The sequence below is a fragment of the Lacrimispora indolis DSM 755 genome (genome assembly GCF_000526995.1).
Classification (GTDB): Bacteria; Bacillota; Clostridia; order Lachnospirales; family Lachnospiraceae; genus Lacrimispora; species Lacrimispora indolis.
Genome location: NZ_AZUI01000001.1, coordinates 4,608,291 through 4,628,185 on the forward strand (window position 1 = coordinate 4,608,291; position 19,895 = coordinate 4,628,185).

The 19,895-nt window shown below is 41.1% G+C and carries 25 protein-coding genes and 1 pseudogene; 25 read left to right on the plus strand and 1 reads right to left on the minus strand.

The window, feature by feature from the left end:
- Positions 1 to 84: 84 nt before the first annotated feature.
- The 18 genes from K401_RS33880 to K401_RS33680 all read left to right on the plus strand — a co-directional run bounded on the left by K401_RS33880 (position 85) and on the right by K401_RS33680 (position 13,630).
- Complete coding sequence (locus K401_RS33880; protein ID WP_278246377.1) at positions 85 to 216, plus strand: hypothetical protein; 132 nt, start codon at positions 85 to 87, stop codon at positions 214 to 216.
- The gene (locus tag K401_RS0122385; protein ID WP_024295042.1) at positions 213 to 1,664 is read left to right on the plus strand and encodes a phage portal protein; all 1,452 of its coding nucleotides are present in this window, start codon (positions 213 to 215) and stop codon (positions 1,662 to 1,664) included. The genes K401_RS33880 and K401_RS0122385 overlap by 4 nt, the downstream gene beginning before the upstream one ends.
- Positions 1,665 to 1,759: 95 nt before the next feature.
- Complete coding sequence (locus K401_RS0122390; RefSeq protein ID WP_024295043.1) at positions 1,760 to 2,389, plus strand: hypothetical protein; 630 nt, start codon at positions 1,760 to 1,762, stop codon at positions 2,387 to 2,389.
- A gap of 1 nt (position 2,390) precedes the next feature.
- Positions 2,391 to 2,729, plus strand: a complete 339-nt coding sequence (locus K401_RS0122395; protein WP_024295044.1) for a hypothetical protein — start codon at positions 2,391 to 2,393, stop codon at positions 2,727 to 2,729.
- 14 nt (positions 2,730 to 2,743) lie between these two features.
- Positions 2,744 to 3,817 (plus strand): major capsid protein, encoded by a 1,074-nt coding sequence (locus tag K401_RS0122400; RefSeq protein ID WP_024295045.1) that lies wholly within the window; start codon positions 2,744 to 2,746, stop codon positions 3,815 to 3,817.
- Between the two features lie 15 nt (positions 3,818 to 3,832).
- Positions 3,833 to 4,099 (plus strand): hypothetical protein, encoded by a 267-nt coding sequence (locus K401_RS0122405; RefSeq protein ID WP_024295046.1) that lies wholly within the window; start codon positions 3,833 to 3,835, stop codon positions 4,097 to 4,099.
- A 15-nt stretch (positions 4,100 to 4,114) separates the two neighbouring features.
- Positions 4,115 to 4,435, plus strand: coding sequence for a phage head-tail connector protein (locus K401_RS0122410; protein WP_024295047.1), 321 nt, complete (start codon positions 4,115 to 4,117; stop codon positions 4,433 to 4,435).
- Between the two features lie 47 nt (positions 4,436 to 4,482).
- Positions 4,483 to 4,704: a hypothetical protein gene (locus tag K401_RS0122415; protein ID WP_027352348.1), complete on the plus strand. Its 222-nt coding sequence runs from the start codon at positions 4,483 to 4,485 to the stop codon at positions 4,702 to 4,704.
- A gap of 175 nt (positions 4,705 to 4,879) precedes the next feature.
- Positions 4,880 to 5,509: a hypothetical protein gene (locus tag K401_RS0122420; RefSeq protein WP_024295048.1), complete on the plus strand. Its 630-nt coding sequence runs from the start codon at positions 4,880 to 4,882 to the stop codon at positions 5,507 to 5,509.
- Positions 5,510 to 5,556: 47 nt separating this feature from the next.
- On the plus strand, positions 5,557 to 5,973 hold the full coding sequence (locus tag K401_RS0122425; protein ID WP_024295049.1) for a hypothetical protein: 417 nt from the start codon (positions 5,557 to 5,559) through the stop codon (positions 5,971 to 5,973).
- Complete coding sequence (locus K401_RS0122430; protein ID WP_024295050.1) at positions 5,966 to 6,265, plus strand: hypothetical protein; 300 nt, start codon at positions 5,966 to 5,968, stop codon at positions 6,263 to 6,265. The genes K401_RS0122425 and K401_RS0122430 overlap by 8 nt, the downstream gene beginning before the upstream one ends.
- Positions 6,266 to 6,268: 3 nt before the next feature.
- Positions 6,269 to 6,802: a hypothetical protein gene (locus tag K401_RS0122435; protein ID WP_024295051.1), complete on the plus strand. Its 534-nt coding sequence runs from the start codon at positions 6,269 to 6,271 to the stop codon at positions 6,800 to 6,802.
- Positions 6,803 to 6,899: 97 nt separating this feature from the next.
- Positions 6,900 to 7,361, plus strand: coding sequence for a hypothetical protein (locus K401_RS31460; protein ID WP_024295052.1), 462 nt, complete (start codon positions 6,900 to 6,902; stop codon positions 7,359 to 7,361).
- A 15-nt stretch (positions 7,362 to 7,376) separates the two neighbouring features.
- Entirely contained in the window at positions 7,377 to 7,760 is a 384-nt protein-coding gene (locus tag K401_RS0122445; protein WP_024295053.1) for a hypothetical protein, read from the plus strand.
- Positions 7,761 to 7,833: 73 nt separating this feature from the next.
- A complete protein-coding gene (locus tag K401_RS0122450) occupies positions 7,834 to 8,325 on the plus strand; it encodes a hypothetical protein (RefSeq protein WP_024295054.1) in 492 nt (163 codons plus the stop codon).
- 26 nt (positions 8,326 to 8,351) lie between these two features.
- Positions 8,352 to 8,849, plus strand: a complete 498-nt coding sequence (locus K401_RS0122455) for a hypothetical protein (RefSeq protein ID WP_024295055.1) — start codon at positions 8,352 to 8,354, stop codon at positions 8,847 to 8,849.
- A gap of 14 nt (positions 8,850 to 8,863) precedes the next feature.
- Positions 8,864 to 9,208, plus strand: a complete 345-nt coding sequence (locus K401_RS0122460) for a hypothetical protein (RefSeq protein WP_242842330.1) — start codon at positions 8,864 to 8,866, stop codon at positions 9,206 to 9,208.
- Positions 9,209 to 9,259: 51 nt separating this feature from the next.
- Positions 9,260 to 13,630 carry a hypothetical protein gene (locus K401_RS33680; RefSeq protein ID WP_024295057.1) on the plus strand — a complete coding sequence of 1,457 codons (4,371 nt, stop codon included), beginning with the start codon at positions 9,260 to 9,262 and terminating at the stop codon, positions 13,628 to 13,630.
- Between the two features lie 168 nt (positions 13,631 to 13,798).
- Here the strand turns inward: K401_RS33680 and K401_RS0122470 are convergent, their stop codons facing one another.
- Positions 13,799 to 14,149: a VOC family protein gene (locus tag K401_RS0122470; protein WP_024295058.1), complete on the minus strand. Its 351-nt coding sequence runs from the start codon at positions 14,147 to 14,149 to the stop codon at positions 13,799 to 13,801.
- 181 nt (positions 14,150 to 14,330) lie between these two features.
- Between K401_RS0122470 and K401_RS34260 the strand changes: the two genes are divergently transcribed.
- The 7 genes and pseudogenes from K401_RS34260 to argS all read left to right on the plus strand — a co-directional run bounded on the left by K401_RS34260 (position 14,331) and on the right by argS (position 19,895).
- On the plus strand, positions 14,331 to 14,552 hold the full coding sequence (locus K401_RS34260; protein ID WP_024295059.1) for a DUF4318 domain-containing protein: 222 nt from the start codon (positions 14,331 to 14,333) through the stop codon (positions 14,550 to 14,552).
- Between the two features lie 621 nt (positions 14,553 to 15,173).
- Positions 15,174 to 15,428: pseudogene (locus K401_RS0122485) on the plus strand (PRC-barrel domain-containing protein); the annotation flags it as partial.
- 133 nt (positions 15,429 to 15,561) lie between these two features.
- Positions 15,562 to 16,014 carry a transcriptional regulator NrdR gene (gene nrdR, locus K401_RS0122490; RefSeq protein ID WP_024295062.1) on the plus strand — a complete coding sequence of 151 codons (453 nt, stop codon included), beginning with the start codon at positions 15,562 to 15,564 and terminating at the stop codon, positions 16,012 to 16,014.
- Positions 16,015 to 16,021: 7 nt separating this feature from the next.
- The gene (locus tag K401_RS0122495; RefSeq protein ID WP_024295063.1) at positions 16,022 to 16,531 is read left to right on the plus strand and encodes a YqeG family HAD IIIA-type phosphatase; all 510 of its coding nucleotides are present in this window, start codon (positions 16,022 to 16,024) and stop codon (positions 16,529 to 16,531) included.
- 215 nt (positions 16,532 to 16,746) lie between these two features.
- On the plus strand, positions 16,747 to 17,175 hold the full coding sequence (aroQ, locus tag K401_RS0122500) for a type II 3-dehydroquinate dehydratase (RefSeq protein WP_024295064.1): 429 nt from the start codon (positions 16,747 to 16,749) through the stop codon (positions 17,173 to 17,175).
- Between the two features lie 112 nt (positions 17,176 to 17,287).
- Positions 17,288 to 17,845, plus strand: coding sequence for an elongation factor P (efp, locus tag K401_RS0122505; protein ID WP_013272990.1), 558 nt, complete (start codon positions 17,288 to 17,290; stop codon positions 17,843 to 17,845).
- A gap of 280 nt (positions 17,846 to 18,125) precedes the next feature.
- Positions 18,126 to 19,895 carry an arginine--tRNA ligase gene (argS, locus tag K401_RS0122510; RefSeq protein WP_024295065.1) on the plus strand — a complete coding sequence of 590 codons (1,770 nt, stop codon included), beginning with the start codon at positions 18,126 to 18,128 and terminating at the stop codon, positions 19,893 to 19,895.

Genomic DNA, 19,895 nt, shown 5'->3' on the forward strand with positions numbered 1-19,895 from the left:
TCATAATATGATAATATGGTATCAGTGAAAAGTATATCAACATGCGCTTGGCTTCGGCTGGGCGCATTTTTCGTGGGTGGAATTATGGAAAAGAAAACTGAAAAATCAGAACAGAATAAAAAAGAATCTATTTGGAGAGATAGAAATTCACAACACCCGAAATGGAAGTGTGCTAGTGGAATGACTTTTAAGCCAAAGAAGGTGAGAAGCGGATGAATAAGCTCAATTATATAGATATTTGCAAGGGTGCATTTGGACGCAAGGTAGCGTATACCGGTGTTTCCACCATTACTTCCGAAAATATCTTGAAAGTGGTTGGCAGAGCAGTCAGTGTTCTGAATTACAATAGGCCGTTCATTCGGTATCTCCATGATTATTACATGGGTGATCAGCCAATTTTATACAGAGAAAAGGCGGTCCGTCCAGAAATCAATAATAAAACGGTTGAAAATCATGCCTTAGAGATTGTCCGTTTTAAGGCGGGTCAGACATATGGAGAACCGATCCAATATGTAAGCCGAAGAAAAGATGAGAACATCAATAAGGCTGTTGACGCTCTTAATGATTATATGAGAGACGCTCATAAACAGGCAAGAGACATTGAACTTGGCACATGGCAAAGTTCCGTAGGGACTGCTTATAAGGCAACCTTAAAGGCCGGTAAGAACGATCCAGTTCCTTTCCGAATTCACATTCCTACGCCGCTAAATACGATTGTAGTATATTCACAGGAAGATGGCCGGGATATGCTTTCGATTCAGCAGTTGAAAGACGAAAATGAGCAACAGTATTATCTTTGTTTTTCAGAGGATAAATACTTCATAATTAAGAATGGACAGGTTACAGTGACTAATATTAACGGATTCGGCGGAATTCCGATAACCGAATATCCTAACAATCCAGACCGATTGTCTGATATTGAGGTTGTCATTACAGCTTTGGATCAGATAAACAAAATGCAGTCTGATCGAATGAATGGCATTGAGCAGTTTATCCAGGCATTTATGCTTTTTAAAAACTGTGAGATTACGTCAGATGAATTTATAAAGATGTGTCAATTAGGTGCGATAACGGTTAAGGATGCCAGTCAGACTAATAATTCAGATGTAAAGCTCATGACGGAACAACTGGATCAGGAGCAGACACAGGTCGCCAAAGATGATGTATACCGGCAAGTGCTTGTGGTTGAGGGAATGCCGGATCGTCAGCAGAATACCGGCGGTGATACTGGGCAAGCAGTCTATCTTCGGAATGGTTGGGATTTTGCAGAGCAACGGGCAAAACTTGATGAACCATTCATTATTGAAGCAGAAAAGAAACATTGCCAAATCGTGCTTAATCTCATCAAACAGGCCACTAATGATGTTCCGTTAACTGTTCGGGATTTTGATGTGAAAATAACCCGTAATTCCACTGATAATATGCTTGTAAAAGCACAGTCATTGGAATACCTTTTGAGAAATAAAATACACCCATTAATAGCACTTACAACATGTGGATTGTTTGGAGATCCGGAAAAAGTATGGTTGATGAGTCAGCCTTATATGGACACAGTATTTAAAACTCAAGAGCAGTTAGATGTCGAGGTTGAAAAAGCAAGAGCAAATGAATTGCTAAAGAGCCAATCAAATAATTCAGCAGTTAAAACAGGGGAAGCCGAATAGCTTTTCTTTTTTATTTTGGAGCTATCCGTCAAATAGCAGAATCCAGCAGGTGCGACCTGCGTTATCAAAAGCGTGGATTAAAGGAGGATATTATTATGACCAGAGAACAGGCCAAAAAGTATTTAATTGATTTGGGAATTGAACAGCCGACAGATGACCAGGTAACAAAATACCTTAATTCGTTTGGTGGTGAAGTTCAGAAAGCAGAGAAAAAGGCGGAAGCCAATAAGGAAGAATTGGAGCGGCTAAAGGCTATTGAAGAAGAATTGGAACTTGAAAAAGAGAAGAATCTTTCAGCCGAAGAAAAGGCAAAGAAAGCTGAGGAGGCGGTCCAGAAAGCTTTAAATGCTGCACAGCTTAAAGAAGCAGAATTTGCGAAAAAAATAAGCCGATTAAGTGTAGAAAGCATTCTTAAGGAGGCTGGATTGACAGAAGATGATTGGTCCGGCTTCATTGATGGTTTCGTACATGAAGATGAAGAAGTCTCCAAGAATATGGCTACAAATTTTATCAACATACATACTGGGAAATTAAATAGCCAAAAAGAAGAGCTGCAGGCAAATTTTGAAAAGCAGATCCTTGAACATACACCAAATCCAAATGGAGCTGGTGGCGGTGGGGAGGGACAGAAGTCAAAAGCCGAGGAAATGGCTGTAAGTCTGGCCAAGAAAGGCTCTGCAACAAATAACAATTCAGTGATTAGTCACTATTTAGGAGGTAATTAATATGCCAATGCAATTTGAATCAGTAACATTTGGAGCAAAAGTGGAAATTCTCAATCGTGCTGAATTTGAGGGTGTTCCTGTAACGCTGGATTTTACTGCTGTTACAGCTACGGAAAATGGAAGAAAAGTTGTTAAGGCTGGTACCCCAATCGGCGTAGATGGCGTTTCTGATAACACAGAAGCGGTTAAGGGGATCCTGTTGTGGGACGTGTATGAGGATAGACCTATTGGAACTATTTTAAAGAAAGCATATGTTAACACAACAAGAGCACAGGCTCATTCCGGCGTAACCATTTCGGCAGAGGCAAAAGCCGCTCTTCCTATGGTTGTATTTGAATAAGAGAGGAGACTATTATGCAGTTATCTGAAATTTTTAATTCAAGAGCAGTTGCCTTGAATCGTACAGAGGGAGAAAGCAATAAAATCCCATATCTTGGGATGCAGTTTTTCCCCAATAAAAAGAAAATGGGGATCGACCTTAAGTGGATCAAGATTCACAAAGGGCTTGGAGTTACGTTAAAGGCTTCCAGCTTTGATGCAAAGCCCACCATTAGAAGCCGAGAGGGATTCAAGATCGAAAAGACGCAGATGGCGTTTTTCCGTGAGTCCATGATTGTTAAAGAAGAGGACATGATTGAAATTATGCGTATTAGGGAAAGCGATGACCCTTATGTGGAATCTGTTCTGCAGAGTATCTATGATGATACAAATAACTTGGTTGATGGTGCGGATATTGTTGCAGAACGAATGAGAATGCAGCTTCTGGCAACAGATGATGGTTCTCCAAAGATTTATCTGGAGGCTGATAATACTACATATGAGTACAATTACGATCCAGATGGTTCCTATAAGGCAAATCATTATTTGAAACTTTCCGGTGACGCTACATGGGATAATCCTGCCACATCAAAACCACTAAATGATTTCAGGCAGGCAAAAAAGGCTTTGAAGTCAATTGGAGTTACACCAAAGTATGCTTTGATGACTTCTGCTACATTTGACTATTTGCTTGAAAGTGAGCAGATTAAGTCAGCGATACTGGCCCAGAATGCTACTGCCAATATTTTCTTAGATGATGAAATGTTGGCTGATTTCTTCACGAAGAAGACGAAACTGATCCCATTGCTTTACGATAAAATGTACATTAAAGAGGACGGGGTGACCCAGGAGAATTTCTATCCGGATAATAAGGTCACACTTTTGCCATCGGAAGATTCTATGCTTGGCAATACATGGTATGGAACTACCCCGGAAGAAAGAACCTTGATTGGAGACAGCAAAGTGGATGTCACAATCCTTGATAGAGGTGTCGCCATTGCAGTCAAAACGGATCCCGGCCCTCCAGTTGCGGTTTCAACATCTGTATCGCAGATTGTTCTTCCTTCTTACGAGGGAATGGATTCAACCTTTGTGTTAGAAGTTGCGTAAGGGGGATAAGGTGATATGAGATTCCCATATATGGTAAATCATAATGGCATATATTATAAAGCCGGTGAAGATGTCCCAATGGAGATACCGGAAATGACAGACAATGTCCCAGATGGGGCATTGGAGACAAATTCTGATGAGAGTATAAACACATATGATGAGGGCGGTAATCTTTCTGGAAAGATAGATGCCGAAACAGCAGACAAGGCTATTCAAAAGGCTATGGAAACTGTTGGTGAAAACGATAAGCCGAAGCGTGGAAGACCTGCAAAGGCTGAATAAAGGGCGGTGAGATGAGTGGAAATAGATATTCTGGCTGATGTGCGTACATATCTTGGTGACGAAGTGAGCGAACAGGATAATCCGGTTCTGCTCATTCTCATTAACCGAGCAATCCGTAAAGTATGCTCTAAGCGTTATCCGTATGGGTATACTGACGCAGAAAAAGAAACGGCGGTTTCAAGGTACCGAGATGTGGTATTTGATGCCGCCGTTTATTATTGGTCTAAACAGGGAAGTGAAGGCCAGAGTTCTCATTCTGAAAACGGGATTTCCCGTGGATATCAGAGTGAAGATGACCTTTACTTTGATGTGGTGCCTATGGCAAAAACTTTGTAAGTGTCGAATATGCCACTTTAACTATTTGAAAACAGGAGGATTTTATCATGATTTATGATTATAAAAATGCAGTTATTAAAGCTGAAAGTCCAGCTGAAGATATTTATCATAAGAAACATATGGCAGAGTATGGTCCGGCTACTGGTAAGTCGCACCCTGATGACTGCCCCTATTGTGCGGCTAGAGGCTGGAAAACGTTCCCTGGAACTTCCTTTGAGGAAGAGTGTGCAAAGTACAGGGAAGAACACCCGGAAGAGTTTGAAAAATAAGATCTGATTTTTAAGACGGTGCGTGTCTGGCTAACCTCCCGGCCGGACGCAGGGTGCATATCAGAATAATGGTGGTGGGCAGGTATGCTTATAATGTCTGGGAGAATTTGTTAAATCATTAATTCCAATAACTTCCTTTTTGTCGTATAATGGAGATGAAAGGGGAGTGAATATAATGTTACCTACATTAAAAAGTATAAGTAAGTTACTCAATAATGAAAATGCTCCAATAAAGTATTATGATTTATCGGATAGAAATAAAAAAAGTGAATTGCTCTATCTTTTATCGATAAGTCATGAAAAAAGGCATGAGTATGAAGCATTAATAGAGGAAGAAAAGAAGAAATATATAAGTGATTCGGCCATAATATATATTCCGTTGTTAAATGTTGATCAGTTATATGATTTACATCACATCGAGAACTCTTTGAGTTATGATTACGATGGGACCATTCAGATGATAAATAAAACTGTCAAAGTAACAACGAAAAATGAAAAGGTGCTTTTTGCTACATTTTTGATATTACATGAGTTTGGGCATTGGCATGATTTTAACGAAAAAGGTAAGGTCCCTTATTTCTATAATGTACCAGAGGAGAAAGAACGTCGTCAAGTATTTGAGTTAAAACAAGATATAATGCAAAAGCTAGACGGAAAATCACGATTTACTTATAAAGATAAGCAATTGCTTATAAGGTATTTTACAGAATATCATGCAATACCTAGTGAAAAATATGCAGATGCATATGCTGTGAATCACTTGAACGATGCATATGAGAGAATCAAACAAACTGATATTTTATAAAAAGTAAGGCAACTAATAAAATTAGCTGTTTTTCTTTTGGAGGAAACATGCGAGGGTTAAAACGCAATAAAAAGGCACTTTGGTATCAGCTCTACAGTAATCATATTCCGGTCTATGAAACTGATCTGGACGGTAACATCATCTATGACCCGGTGACAGACGAACCGCTTCTGACAGGTGATTATGCGGTTGGATATGCAGACCCGGTAAAGTTCCGGGCGAATGTGTCCCCGGCCCGGTCCGAAGCCCAAACGGAGCCTTTCGGAGTGAATACGGATTATGATAAAGTGATTTGTTCCTGTGACCTTACGTTGCCGATTGATGAACTGTCACAAGTATTTGTTGACCGGAAGCCAGAGGGCGGTAAAGGAGCAGATTATAAGGTTGTTAAAGTAGCACGGAGTATTAATTCCGTGCTTTTTGCTATTAAACAGTTGCCAGACGGAGGTGCAGCGAATGGCTAAATACAGAAAGAAACCTGTTGAGATTGAAGCATTTGAATTTTGCAAAGATTTTATGAAAGTCGGAGCAAACTGTAAAGGTGTTCCAGATTGGGGCATATCTGCTTATGATGATGGCGTAATTTATTTTGATGATAAGGACGAGTGCTTTATTAAGACTTTGGAGGGCGACCATCACGTTAGCGTAGGCGATTACATCATTCAAGGTGTAAAGGGTGAATTATACCCGTGCAAGCCTGATATCTTCGAAGCAACATATGAAAAAGTCGGGCCATTGTCTCCTCTATTGGAATAAATCATGAGCAAGAAAGTAATCCGAGGAAACTTCTCATCAAAAGGAATCCAGGATATTATCAATCAGTTGGAACAGTATAAAGCAGACTTGCACAGGAAAGCCGAACTACTATGTCAGCGTCTGGCAGAAGCCGGCCAGACTGTGGCCCTACAAAGTATCAGCGAATCCCCCTTAGGTAAAACAATTACTCTTCGGGTGGAAATGGAGCCTAGGACAGACGGTTGCAAAGCTATTCTTGTAGCCACCGGACAAACGAAGTCCAATGACTACGGAACCATAAACACCTTGCTCCTCGTTGAATTTGGGAGTGGCATACACTACAATCATACTGAAAATCCCAAAGCACCAGAATTTGGTATGGGCGTAGGTACATTTCCAGGACAGAAGTGGGCTTTTAATGAATCTGGTTGGTGGTACTTTGGAGAGGATAACGAATGGCATCATTCATATGGTGTCAAAGCTACGATGCCAATGTATTCAGCGTCAGTTGAGATAAGAGAAAAAATAAAGGTAGTAGCTAAAGAAATCTTTGGCTAAGAAAATGAAGAAACATCAGGGTGTACCCTTGATGTCCTTTTTTTGTTAAGACACGGTGAAATGTCGTGTCTTATTTTTATATAAGGAGATGTGGTGTTTGGGTAAAAATGTATTAGGGCTTACTTCTGTGGATTATGAGAAATTATACAATGTGTGGAAAAATATGAAGCAAAGGTGCTATGACAAAAAGTCGGAAAGATATTATACATATGGTGCCAGAGGAATTGGGGTTTGTGATGAATGGATAGACAATTTTAAGGCCTTTGCAAAATGGGCATATGAAAATGGATGGAATCCTCAGTTGAGTATTGAGAGAAGAAACCTAAATGAAAGTTATAGCCCAGATAATTGTATGTTTATTACAATGAAAGAACAGGCAAGAAATAAAACCAGCAATGTAAGGATCATAATAAACGGCGTAGATAAATGTCTTGCGGAATGGTGTGAGATATATGGAGTCCCTTATAAGCGAGTGCATAGGCGATATTCATTTTATGGAATTAGAGAGCCGAGTGATTTGTTTTATGATGGTGATTTAAGAAGTCTTCATCACGCATAAGGAGGTGTTCCAGTAATGCTTGATATTTCTTCTCTGGTTTATACCCGGTTGGTGAGTGATGAGAAAATAAAAAAATACATCAAAGAGAGTGGCACAACAAAAAATGAGAAGCCGTCCGCTTTTCCCTATCTTTATTTCAAAAGCCTGGGACAGCCGACAACAAGCAGCTCCCTACAGAATAAGCAGTGTGCCATATCTGCTGATTTTGAAATTACCATTTATGATTCCGGTTCTTCCAGTAAGGCAAAGCAATTGATCTTCCTTGCCGCTGACATTATGATGGAACTAGGATTCATTTTGAAGTATGGTCCTTTGGAAGTAGACCGATCAAGCACATCAGAAGCCTATCGTTGGATTGCAAGGTTCCATAGGACCTATTGCGAGGGCGATTTGATATAAAAATATGAGCAATTATCTTTGAGCTTCGTCTAATGGCGAGGTTCTTTTTTATGCAAAAAGGAGGATATGACCTATGGCAAAAGCTGTAGATTTATCAACTGCTGGTATCCATGTCGGATATGGGATCGAAACAACAGCTGGAACAAAGCCCACAGCCTTTACTGATCTGCCGAATCCCAAAAGTATCCCTGACTTTAATCCGGAAGTGGGCAGCTATGATGTAACATCTTTAAACGATACCATCTGGAAACGGTATATTGATGGACTGAAAGATCCGGGCGGAGCTCTTGCAATCACGTTTGGTATGTCGCAGGTGTTCCTGGATATGTGGGAAGATCTTTGTGATGAGTACGATACGGCTCAAGAATCAAATAAGCGTATGTGGCTGGAGTTTTATCACCCGAGACTGACAAAGGCTTTTTACTTTACTTGCGTGCCAGCAAGATTAGGTTGGGCGGCTTCCGACGTTGACAATGCTTGGGATACCAGTGTATCTGTTACGCCAACCGGAGAAATCGGGTGGGATGATCCTATTGTACCAACTGAACCTTCGGAAGAACCTTAATAAATAAGTATGGGAGGTATTAAAATATGAGGATTTTAACGATTGGCGGTAAGGACTATAAAGTGGAATTTTCCTTTGAAGCTGCAGAGTATAAAGATTGTGTGGACAGTATATTTAAAGTCATTTCTGGCAGTTACATTATGAAGAATGGTCCAACTGATGAGAATGAAAAGATATCCGTTGCAACGGCCATTTTGAATGGAACATCTGATATGGTTTCAGACATTCCCAAAATCGCTGTTACGGCTCTTTATGCCGGCTTGCTGGAAAACAATCCGGTGGAAAACGAACAGGCAGCCAAAGCCCTATTTAAGCAGTTTGTCAAGGAGAATCCAGATGATGAGTGTGCTTCATTCTGGGGAATGTATGATTTCCTGAGAGACTGCATGGAAGAAGATGGTTTTTTCAAACTCACCGGAATGGACAAGGTAATTGCTCAGATGAGCGAAGCGGCGGAAGAACAGAAGTCCAAATCCGGGAAGATTCCACAGGATCACAAAAGGAAATCAACTTCCACAAAATAATCTGGGAACAGTATTTGCCAGAAGCATTAAATATGGGAGTTCCGTATGATTTATTCTGGCGGTTAAATCCTCGGAAGCTTCTGCCATTTGTAGAGGCCTTTCGAAGAAAGCGGCAACAACGTAGTGACGAAATGTGGCTCATGGGCCAGTATGTTGCTTCAGCTTTGGACGCTACTGTATGTAATGCAATGCCATTTATTAAAAGAAAGCGGAAAGGTAAGTATTTTGAAGAACCGATACGTGTAACACCAAAGACAGAAGAGGAAAAGCGGTCAGAAAGTGAAAAAGCCTTACAAGGCTTCATTTTTGCTGCTGGAACAATGGAAAATGATATGAAACGTAAAAAGAAGGGCGAGTGATGGACGAAAATTCACTCGCCTTTTTTTGTATGTGTAAAGGGCGGTGAAACCATGGCTGATGTAATTGACGATCTGAAAGTCCAAATAGATGCCAGTACGACCAGTGCTGACGCTAAAATAGACAAATTCATACAAAAGATGTTGAGCCTGCAATCTGCTTTATCCGGGATAGAAATGTCCGGAGCGAGTCAGGTGGCCTCTGGAATAAATCAGATTGCTTCATCTATCCAAGGCTTTAATGAGCGGACTAAAACTGCGGATTTTTCCAGAGTGACCAGTGGCCTTAATAAACTGGCGGCGGTTGATGTTCAAGGAGTAAGCAATACGGCTCACGCTATGGAAAGCTTTTCAAATAGTATAAATGGTATTGGAAATCTTAAATTTGATACGGAAACTCTGACTAATGTTGCAAATTCCATTTCAAAGCTGGGACGTGCTTCGGTCACGGAAGCAACGCAGAATCTGGAGTTTTTAAAAACCAGTATGGCCGATTTTGTTTCTGGAATGAACAATGTTGGTAGTCTGAACTTTAATCCGGATTCTCTCTATAAACTGGTATCCTCAATAAGCAGATTAGGTGGTGTAAATGCCACACAGGCAGTACAGAACCTTCCACAGATTTCAACTTCTCTGCACAGTTTTGTATCCAGTATGAATTCCGTTGGTAGTGTTTCGTTTAATATCGAGGGACTGAATAATCTTGTAAACAATATTAGCCGTCTTGGCGGCACAAAGGCCACACAGGCCGCAGCAAACCTTAAGCCAATTAAAGATCAGCTTTTAAGGTTTGTAAGTGGCATGAACGGGATAGGTGCGCTCAGTTTTGATACAAGTGGGCTGGCAAATCTCGTTTCTTCAATAACAAAACTAGGAGGAAAGACAGCTACAGCGGCTATACCAAATATTCAGCAATTAGGCACAGCCTTGTCACAGTTGATGGCAACATTATCCCGTGCACCAGTGGTTAGCCAAAACCTTATCCTAATGACCAATGCACTGGCCAACTTGGCTTCCAATGGTTCTAAGGTATCAAGTGCAAGTCGCGCAATGGTAAACGGTCTAAATACTTATTCTCGAAGTGCAGGAAGGGCAGGGAAAAGCACAAAAGGACTCGTTTCTCAGATTGGCCTGTTTTATGCGAAATGGTTCATGATAATTCGAGGAATGAAAAGCCTATGGAAAGCCACAGAATCATCTATGGATTACATAGAAACCCTAAACTATTTCGATGCCGCGTGGGGACAAGTTGCCGACGCTGGAGTAAAAAGTTGGGAGAAGTTCGGCTATGAATCAGCAGAAGCTTATGCCGCTTCATTTAGTAAACGTGCACAGGAGTTAACTGGGAAAATGTCCGGCTTCATGGCAGATGAGAATGGGAATTTGAAATCTACCGGCGCAGTTAGTCTTGGTATTGATCCAGAAAGGCTTATGAATTATCAAGCTACTTTTGGACAGATGGCTTCCTCTATGGGTGTTGCCTCTGAAACGGCCCTGCAGCTATCAAACGCTCTATCTATGATAGGAGCTGACCTTGCATCTGTACGAAATATGAAGTTTGAAGATGTATGGGAAGATATGGCTTCCGGCATGGTCGGTATGAGTCGGACTCTAGATAAATACGGTGTTAATATTCGTAATGTAAATCTACAAGAGAAATTATCTGATCTCGGTATTAATGCAAAAATAACTGCTTTAAATCAGCAGGATAAGGCATTATTGAGAGGAATTATATTACTGGATTCCACCCGTTACGCCTGGGGAGACTTGGCAAATACACTTGATGCGCCCTCGAATCAGTTACGACTTCTGCAATCTAATTTTGCAAACCTTGCAAGGACGATAGGCAACTTGTTCCTGCCTATTGTTGCGAAAGTACTTCCTTATATTAATGCCTTGGTAATAGCTGTACAGCGGTTATTTTCATGGATAGGAGGTCTTCTAGGAATCAAGGTTGGAGATTTTAGTTCTTCTATTGGTTCGGCGGCTACAGATTTAAGTGGCATGGAGGACGCAGCTGACGGCATTGCAGACAGCACAGGTGATGCCGCAAAGAACACAAAGAAGATGGCCGATAACCTTCAGGGGTTTGATGATTTGAATGTTGTAAGCTCAGGTAATGCTGGAAGTGGTGGTTCTGGAGGTTCCGGCGGAGCAGGGGGCAATCTTTTAGATGACGCTTTCCTGGACGCGTTTTCTGAATACCAGAAAGCATGGGATGTTGCTTTTGCTAATGTGGAAAACAATGCACAGGCTATGGCAGACAGGATTGTAAATGCGTTCAAGTCTGGTGATTATTTTGGCATAGGCAAATATATTAGCGATGGTTTGACCGGAGCATTAGAAAACATAAACTGGCCGGCTGTTTATTCTATTGCCAGTGGCTTCGGTACAGGGCTTGCAGAGTTCTTTAACGGCCTTATTACACCAGAACTGTTTGGAGCTGTAGGTAAGACGATTGCCGGGGCTTTAAATACTGCCTTGTACGCGGCACTTGCTTTTGGAATAGCCTTTGACTGGACGAACCTGGGCAATTCAATTGCCAGTGGGATTAACAATTTCTTTACTACGTTTGATTTTGCCTCTGCCGGGTCCACTTTAAATGTCTGGGCCAAAGGTCTATTAGACGCATTAATAGCAGCACTGGATAATACAGATTGGTCTCTAATAGGGATTAAGATAGGTACATTCCTTGAATCCATTGATTTTCTTGAAATCGGTGGCAAAGTAGGAGAAGCCATATGGAAAGCTATAGGAGCTGGAATTGATCTCTGGAAAGGATCTTTTAGTGCAGCACCAGTTGAAACAACAATTCTTACGACTTTTGGACTTTTACAATTTACGGGGCTTGGAAAGTTACTGTCTGCAAAGATAATGACTTCTATCAGTAAAGGATTGACTTTTTCCGGTATTGGGAAATTACTGGCCAAGGCATTTCCAAGCAGTGCCATTATAACCACGATAACTACAACTATGGCTGAAACAGGGGCTTCTTTGCCGTCTGTATTAATGGGGTTAATTTGGGTTCCCATAAAGACATTTTTTACAACAACAATACCTGGATTAATAGTTGGAGCAATAAGTGGGTTAGGAACAGCCATAGTAAGCGGAGTTGTTGCCCTTGCGTCAGCACTTGGGATAAGTGTAGCTGCGGCTGGTGCTCTTGTAGTTGCGGCTGTGGCAGCAGTAGTAGCTGGAGTCGTTTACACGGTCACTCATTGGGATGAAATAAAAGAGTTTTGGACGCAGACAGTTCCGGCGTGGTGGAATGATACTGTAATTCCGTTTTTTGAATCTATTCCAGAAAAGCTTTCCTCTGTATGGGAACTTGTAAAAACTACTGCTTCAAGTAAGTGGGATGGTTTTATCGAATATTTGACTGGCCTGCCAGAAAAAGTGGGCAGTGTCATTGAAGATATCGCTGATTGGTTTAACGAATTGCCGGAGAAGCTTGGATATGCGTTAGGATATGCTTTAGGAACTGTGACAAGATGGGGAGTGGATTTATTCACCTATTTATCAAAGAAAATACCTGAAATTATAGCTTCTGTGGTGAAATGGTTTTCAGAGATGCCAGGGAAAATCTATTCTGGAATTTCTACATTTATAACCAAAGTTGCAACATGGGGGACTGAAACTTACAATGTATTTAACCAGAAAGTATCAGAAGTAATTGCCGGCACTGTGAAATGGTTCTCTGAAATGCCGGGTAAGATATATGATACGATAATAAAAATAAAAGAGAAAATATCTACATGGTCTACCAATACCATATCATACTTTAAGACAGAGGTCCCAACTATCATTGACAAGGTAATAGAGTTTTTTGGAGAATTACCGAAGAAAATGATTACTGTGGGTGAAAACGTCATTAAAGGTCTATGGGAAGGCATTACGAATTTGACGGACTGGTTAGGAACTGGCATTGCTACTTTTGCCCAAGGTGTAATAGATGGGTTTAAAAAAGGATTTGATGAGCACTCACCGTCAAAAAAGGCGTTTCAGATTGGTGACTACTTTACTGTAGGACTAATGAATGGTATTATAGATAAATTTGGTGTCATATATTCAAAAGTAGGTTCTTTTGCTGACAAACTGACAGATTATGATATATCTCTGCCATCAATAGATACCAACGTACAAGTCAGCAGGGAATTCTTTGACATGGTAGATACAAAAGCCTCTGTTTCCTACGATACCCCTTCTTATGATTTTAAGGCCGGTATATCTGCAGAGTTGAATGCAGCATTATCCGGAATCATTGATTATGAGAAGATGGCAAATACTATGGCACCTATTGTGGCAAAAGCATTGGAGAATGCAGATATTAAAGCTAAAATTGGTCAACAAGATGTATGGAAAAGTACAGAAGATAGTTGGAATAAAAAATATAACATGACTGGTAAATCGCCATTACCAGTTTAAGATCTAAAGGCCATAGACTGTCATATGTGGATAGACTATGGCCTTTTTTATTTAGACATTCATAAATATCAGTTCTGTATTAAACCGCTTCATTCTGAGTACAAAAAAACTACCAGCTTAATACTGATAGTTAGTAGTTTTCTCGTATTTAATTTTTTGCTTATCGTTCTATTTTTGGGGAAAACACCTAAAAATTATCAAATTATTATCGGGGTCTAAAAAGCTCATATTCCTTGCCCCCCACGGTCTTACGGTTGGTGGTTCAATAATTTGGATACCAAGTGCTTTTAATCTCTTAAACTCTACATCTACATCATCAACTGTAAAAGCAATACAGATGTTATGTAGGTTCGCATCTCGCTCTATCCCGTCATTATAAACAGTCAGTGTTGTATCCTCCGATATGATAAATTGGTGATTATTATCGTCACTGCCATTATCGATATCAAATAATATTTTATAAAAATTTGATAATCGGATAACATCATTTGTCAATAAACATACTTCTCCCACTTTCATTTCGACTCCCCCAATGTTTTTGAAATAAATACTTATGAGTAGAATATCACCATACCTACTAACTATCAATATTAAGTTTTCAATGTACGATAAATCAGTTAAATCTTAATTGCATTATTTGACTTATTCCTATAGTTTTGTATAATCAATATGTGAGAATAATTCACTGAAAGGAGCTTTTATGTTTAAAAAAGGTTTTCATATTGATTTAGAAGAGTCGTTAACATATCCATCTACAAAAGTAATCTGTTCATGCATAGAAAAGTATGCAAAATCAACTGGAGAGAAACTAGTTTTTATAAATACACAAAAGCCTATAACTTTTCACCTTAATGATATACCTTATATTGCTGAAGTTTCTATGATTCGTGGCGGGTACTATATTCATTGCAAGGAGAATTAGTAGTATTACTATTCGTTCATCGGAATTATTCTCACAAATAAATAGCAATTTAGAAAATAAATTTACGGACAGTACCGTACCATTTACCATATCGTCACTGGCTACGGGCGCAAGTGCGCAATTTGTAATACCAGATAAAACAGGATACTTATTAGTATCCACCATGTTCGCATTACCCGGGGCGAGTACACAAAGCATTATAATAAAGCATATTTACCGTCAAACAATAGTGGTTACGAACTTGTCAGGGTCTACCATATCCAGTCAAGACTTGAATGTGTATTGTATGTGGAAAAAGGCCTAAATGATCATTTCCATGAAAACCAAGCTGCCGGATTTCCAACGTATTGCCTGACTTTTATCCCGTTATCGGCAAAACCCAAAATAATCTGTGTTCTGTATGCTGCGACAGGCAACTGTATAAATCCCGTGTATGATGTCCCTTCTGGCGCACCTGATATTGTGCTAGCGGCATCTATAGCGTAATAGCCTGGGTTTATGTCAAGACGGCTTAAATTTCCAGTGATTTTACCCATGTAAACAAGGGGAAATTGCATAGCGTTTAAATTGCTATTTAATTCCAATAATAATGTACAGTGTATTCACTGATATCAATTTAGTGTTAATGATCTGAAACAAAAAGAAGTAATTAACATCTGTGACTGCAGACGTCTGGGCTATGTTGGTGATGTGGATTTTGACATGGAAACAGGTTGCCTTTTAGCCATTATTGTGCCTGGGCCAGGTTGCTTTTGCGGATTTTTGGTCAGGGAAAGGGAATATGTGATCCCCTTCTGTGACATCAGGCAGGTTGGTCCGGATATCATCCTTGTAAATGTGGATTTGGATAAAGCAACGGAAAAATGCGGGATATAAGGAGGATGGGCTTGCGGATCTGAGGATTGTACGTTATGATATATATACTATAAAGAAGTTTGATTGGTATTTGCTTTCATGAAGTAAATTATGCCAATGAAATTACAGTCCGTGAGACAGGAGGACCCAAAACGTGAAATGCCCATTTTGCAATGAAGCAGATACAAAGGTCATTGATTCCAGACCGGCAGACGACAACAGTTCCATCAGACGCCGCAGACAGTGTGAGAAATGCGGAAAACGGTTTACTACCTATGAGAAGCTGGAGACCATGCCTCTCATGGTAATTAAAAAAGATAATTCCAGAGAGGTTTACGACCGTTCAAAAATAGAATCAGGAATTCTTCATTCCTGCCATAAACGTCCGGTATCATCACAGCAGATTGATTCCATGGTAGATGAGATAGAAACCCAGGTATTTAACCGGGAGGAAAAGGAAGTGGAAAGCACGGTGATCGGAGAGCTTGTTATGAAAAAGCTGCAGGAAGTGGATGAGGTAGCTTATGTGCGCTTTGCTTCCGTATACCGGGAATTTAAAGACGTGAATACGTTTATGGAAGAAATAGGAAAACTGTTAAAGAAGTAGGAGATTTATGCTTAGAATATTTTATCCGGATGAAGACGCGGCTTCTGCATATGACATACCTTTTGAAAAGTTATATAAGAGCGGGATAAGAGGCGTTATTTTTGATATTGACAATACTCTGGTACCTCATGACGCACCTGCGGATGAAAGGGCTAAGAAGCTGTTTTTACGGCTGCATGAGCTTGGGATGGAAACCTGCCTTCTTTCCAATAACAAGGAGCCGAGAGTAGCTGCCTTTGCCAGGGCTGCGGGAAGTCCCCGCTACATTTATAAAGGAAACAAGCCGGGGCGAAGAGGATACTTAAGGGCCATGGAATTAATGGGTACGGACGTAAAACGGACGGTGTTTGTAGGAGACCAGCTTTTCACCGATGTTTATGGTGCAAAGAGAGCAGGAATCCACAGCATCCTGGTTAAACCGATTCATCCAAAGGAAGAAATCCAGATCGTTTTAAAACGAGTTTTAGAAGCAGTCGTACTGTATTTTTACCACAGGGATAAGAAAAAACAAAAATGATGGGCATCAAAAGTGGGAATATTTCCGGCGGGTAAAAGACCCCTCAACCGGTTATAATACGGATGAAACGGTCCGGACAAGCCGGCTGATCCAAAACATACAGGATATTACAAACGAGCCCCTGATTTGCGGACATTAGAAAGAAACTGCCGGACATGCCTTTGGGAGATATCTTTTCGCAAAAAACGTGTGGGCAGAAAAGGCGGTAGGAGGATATGAAAATTCTTGTTTTAAACGGGCCGAATCTGAATTTTTTAGGGATACGGGAAAAGGGAATATACGGAACAGAGGATTATCATGCTCTGGTATCCATGCTGGAGGAAAAAGCCCGGAGAGAAGGCCATGAACTGGAGGTCTATCAGAGTAATTATGAAGGCGGAATCATCGATAAGATTCAGGAGGCATATCACAACGGGACAGAAGGGATCATCATCAATCCCGGAGCCTTTACCCATTACAGCTATGCCGTTAGAGATGCGCTGGGTTCTGTAGAGATTCCCAAGGTTGAAGTCCATATATCCAATGTCCATAAAAGGGAGGAGTTCCGCCATACATCAGTGACTGCTCCCGTTTGTACGGGACAGGTAGTTGGGCTGGGGCTTAAAGGATACGCTCTGGCAATGGATTTTTTAACAGGAAAATAAGCCCTTTGATTCAAAGAAAAGGGAGATATTTGTAAAAAACGGTTGAAAATGTGTTTGTTATAGTATAGAATATAAAAGGTTAAGAAGAGAAATTCAAGGAGGAATATCATTTATGATATCAGCGGGTGATTTTAGAAACGGTATCACATTGGAGATCGAGGGTACTGTATATCAGATTATGGAGTTCCAGCATGTAAAACCTGGAAAGGGTGCTGCGTTCGTAAGAACTAAGATTAAAGATGTGGTAAACGGTGGCGTTGTAGAGCGCACATTCCGCCCGACAGAAAAGTTCCCACAGGCAAGAATCGACAGATTAGACATGCAGTATCTGTATGCCGATGGCGATCTTCATAACTTTATGGACACCAATACCTATGAGCAGGTAGCACTAGCGCCGGATGTAATCGGTGATGCGTTAAAGTTTGTGAAAGAGAATGAGACGGTTAAGGTATGCTCTTATAATGGTAAGGTGTACTCCGTAGAGCCTCCGTTATTTGTGGAACTGGTCATTACAGATACAGAGCCGGGATTTAAGGGCGATACTGCCCAGGGCGCGACCAAGCCAGCTACGGTTGAAACCGGTGCAGTGGTATACGTTCCATTATTTGTTGATCAGGGTGATAAGATTAAGATTGATACACGTACAGGTGAATACCTGTCCAGAGTTTAATCAGAAAGAAAAGGACCGGGCTGCCCGGTCTTTTTTGCTGTGTTGTGCCAGGTATGTGTAATACATAAAAGAACGCTCCTTTTTGGAAAAAGTGAGGATTGTCCGCCCCATAACTTAAAAAGGAGCTTATTTTATTGAAATGAGAAAATATGTTTCTCTATTTGACCTCTGAGGTAAATTTGTACGATCCAGTAAAAGAATTTGATTTTTAAGATCAGTTGTAATATAATTAGTATTTAGCTTAGAAATATCTGGAATAGAAAAAGGAGACCAGGGACCGATGAAGAAGATTCTTGATTTGATTACGGCAGAGATGAAGGCAGCGTTTGCGGACTGCGGATACGATGAGGCTTATGCAAAGGTGACCTTATCCAACCGCCCGGATCTTTGCGAATACCAGTGCAACGGAGCTATGGCAGCTGCCAAGGCTTATAAAAAGAAACCGTTTGATATTGCAACGGAAGTGGTGGCAAAGCTTGCGGCCAGCCGTATATTTGCCGCAGTGGATGCGGTGATGCCGGGATTTATCAATTTAAAACTTGATTCGGATTATCTTGCAGAATATATGAATGGCATGGCCGGTGAAGAGCAGTGCGGTTGTGAAAAAACGGAAGATCCCAAAACGATCGTGGTGGATTACGGCGGCGCCAATGTGGCAAAACCGCTGCACGTAGGCCATCTCCGCTCTGCTATTATCGGGGAAAGCATTAAGAGGCTGGGCCGTTTTCTTGGACATCATGTCATCGGAGATGTTCATCTTGGCGACTGGGGCCTCCAAATGGGGCTGATCATTGAGGAGCTTAAGGACAGAAAGCCGGAGCTTCCCTATTTTGATGAATCCTATGAAGGAGAGTATCCAAAGGAAGCGCCCTTTACCATCAGCGAGCTGGAGGAAATCTATCCGGCGGCCAGTGCAAAAGCCAAGTCTGATGAGGGATTCAGCACAAGAGCCCATGACGCCACTTTAAAGCTTCAAAACGGTTTTAAGCCTTACCGCGCCATCTGGCAGCATATTATAGAAGTATCTGTGACAGATTTAAAGAAAAACTATGGAAATCTCAATGTTTCCTTTGATTTATGGAAAGGGGAAAGCGATGCGGAACCCTATATTACAGATTTGATTAAAGAGCTGGAGGACAAGGGACTTGCTTATGAAAGCCAGGGAGCCCTTGTAGTGGATATTGGAGAAGAGGGAGATTCCAAAGAACTTCCGCCTTGTATCGTAAGAAAATCCGACGGTGCGGCCCTTTATTCCACATCTGATCTTGGAACCATCATTGAGCGGGAAAAAGAGATAAGGCCTGACTGGTATATCTATATCACAGATAAGCGCCAGGAACTTCATTTTATTCAGGTATTCCGTGTGGCGAAAAAGGCCGGCTTTGTGTCACAGGATAAGAAGATGTCCCATCTTTGCTTCGGTACCATGAACGGAAAGGACGGAAAGCCCTTTAAGACAAGGGATGGGGGCGTCATGCGTCTGGAAACCCTCATATCAGACATCAGCCAGGCTGCTTATGAAAAGATCATGGAGAACCGTACCGTTTCTGAGGCAGAAGCAGAAGAAACATCAAAGATCGTTGGAATGGCGGCCTTAAAGTATGGGGATCTATCCAATCAGGCCTCAAAGGACTATGTGTTTGATATGGACCGTTTTGTATCCTTTGAAGGAAACACCGGCCCTTACATCCTTTATACCATTGTAAGGATCAAGTCCATTCTGGCAAAGTACCAGGGTCTTGAAGATAAGTACCAGGGAGAAGAGAAGATTCTTGCTGCTGCAACGGAGGCGGAAAAAGATCTGATGCTTCAGCTTTCCAGATACAATGAAATTATGGAAACAAGTTTTGGGGAGCTTGCACCCCATAAGATATGCCAGTACATTTATGAGCTTGCCAATGCCTTTAACCGTTTTTATCATGATACAAAGATCATATCTGAAGAGAATAAAGAGCGGCAGGCATCCTGGATCCGTCTGATCAGGCTTGCCAAGGATGTATTGAATGCTTGCATCGGCGTATTGGGAATTGAGGCGCCGGAACGAATGTAA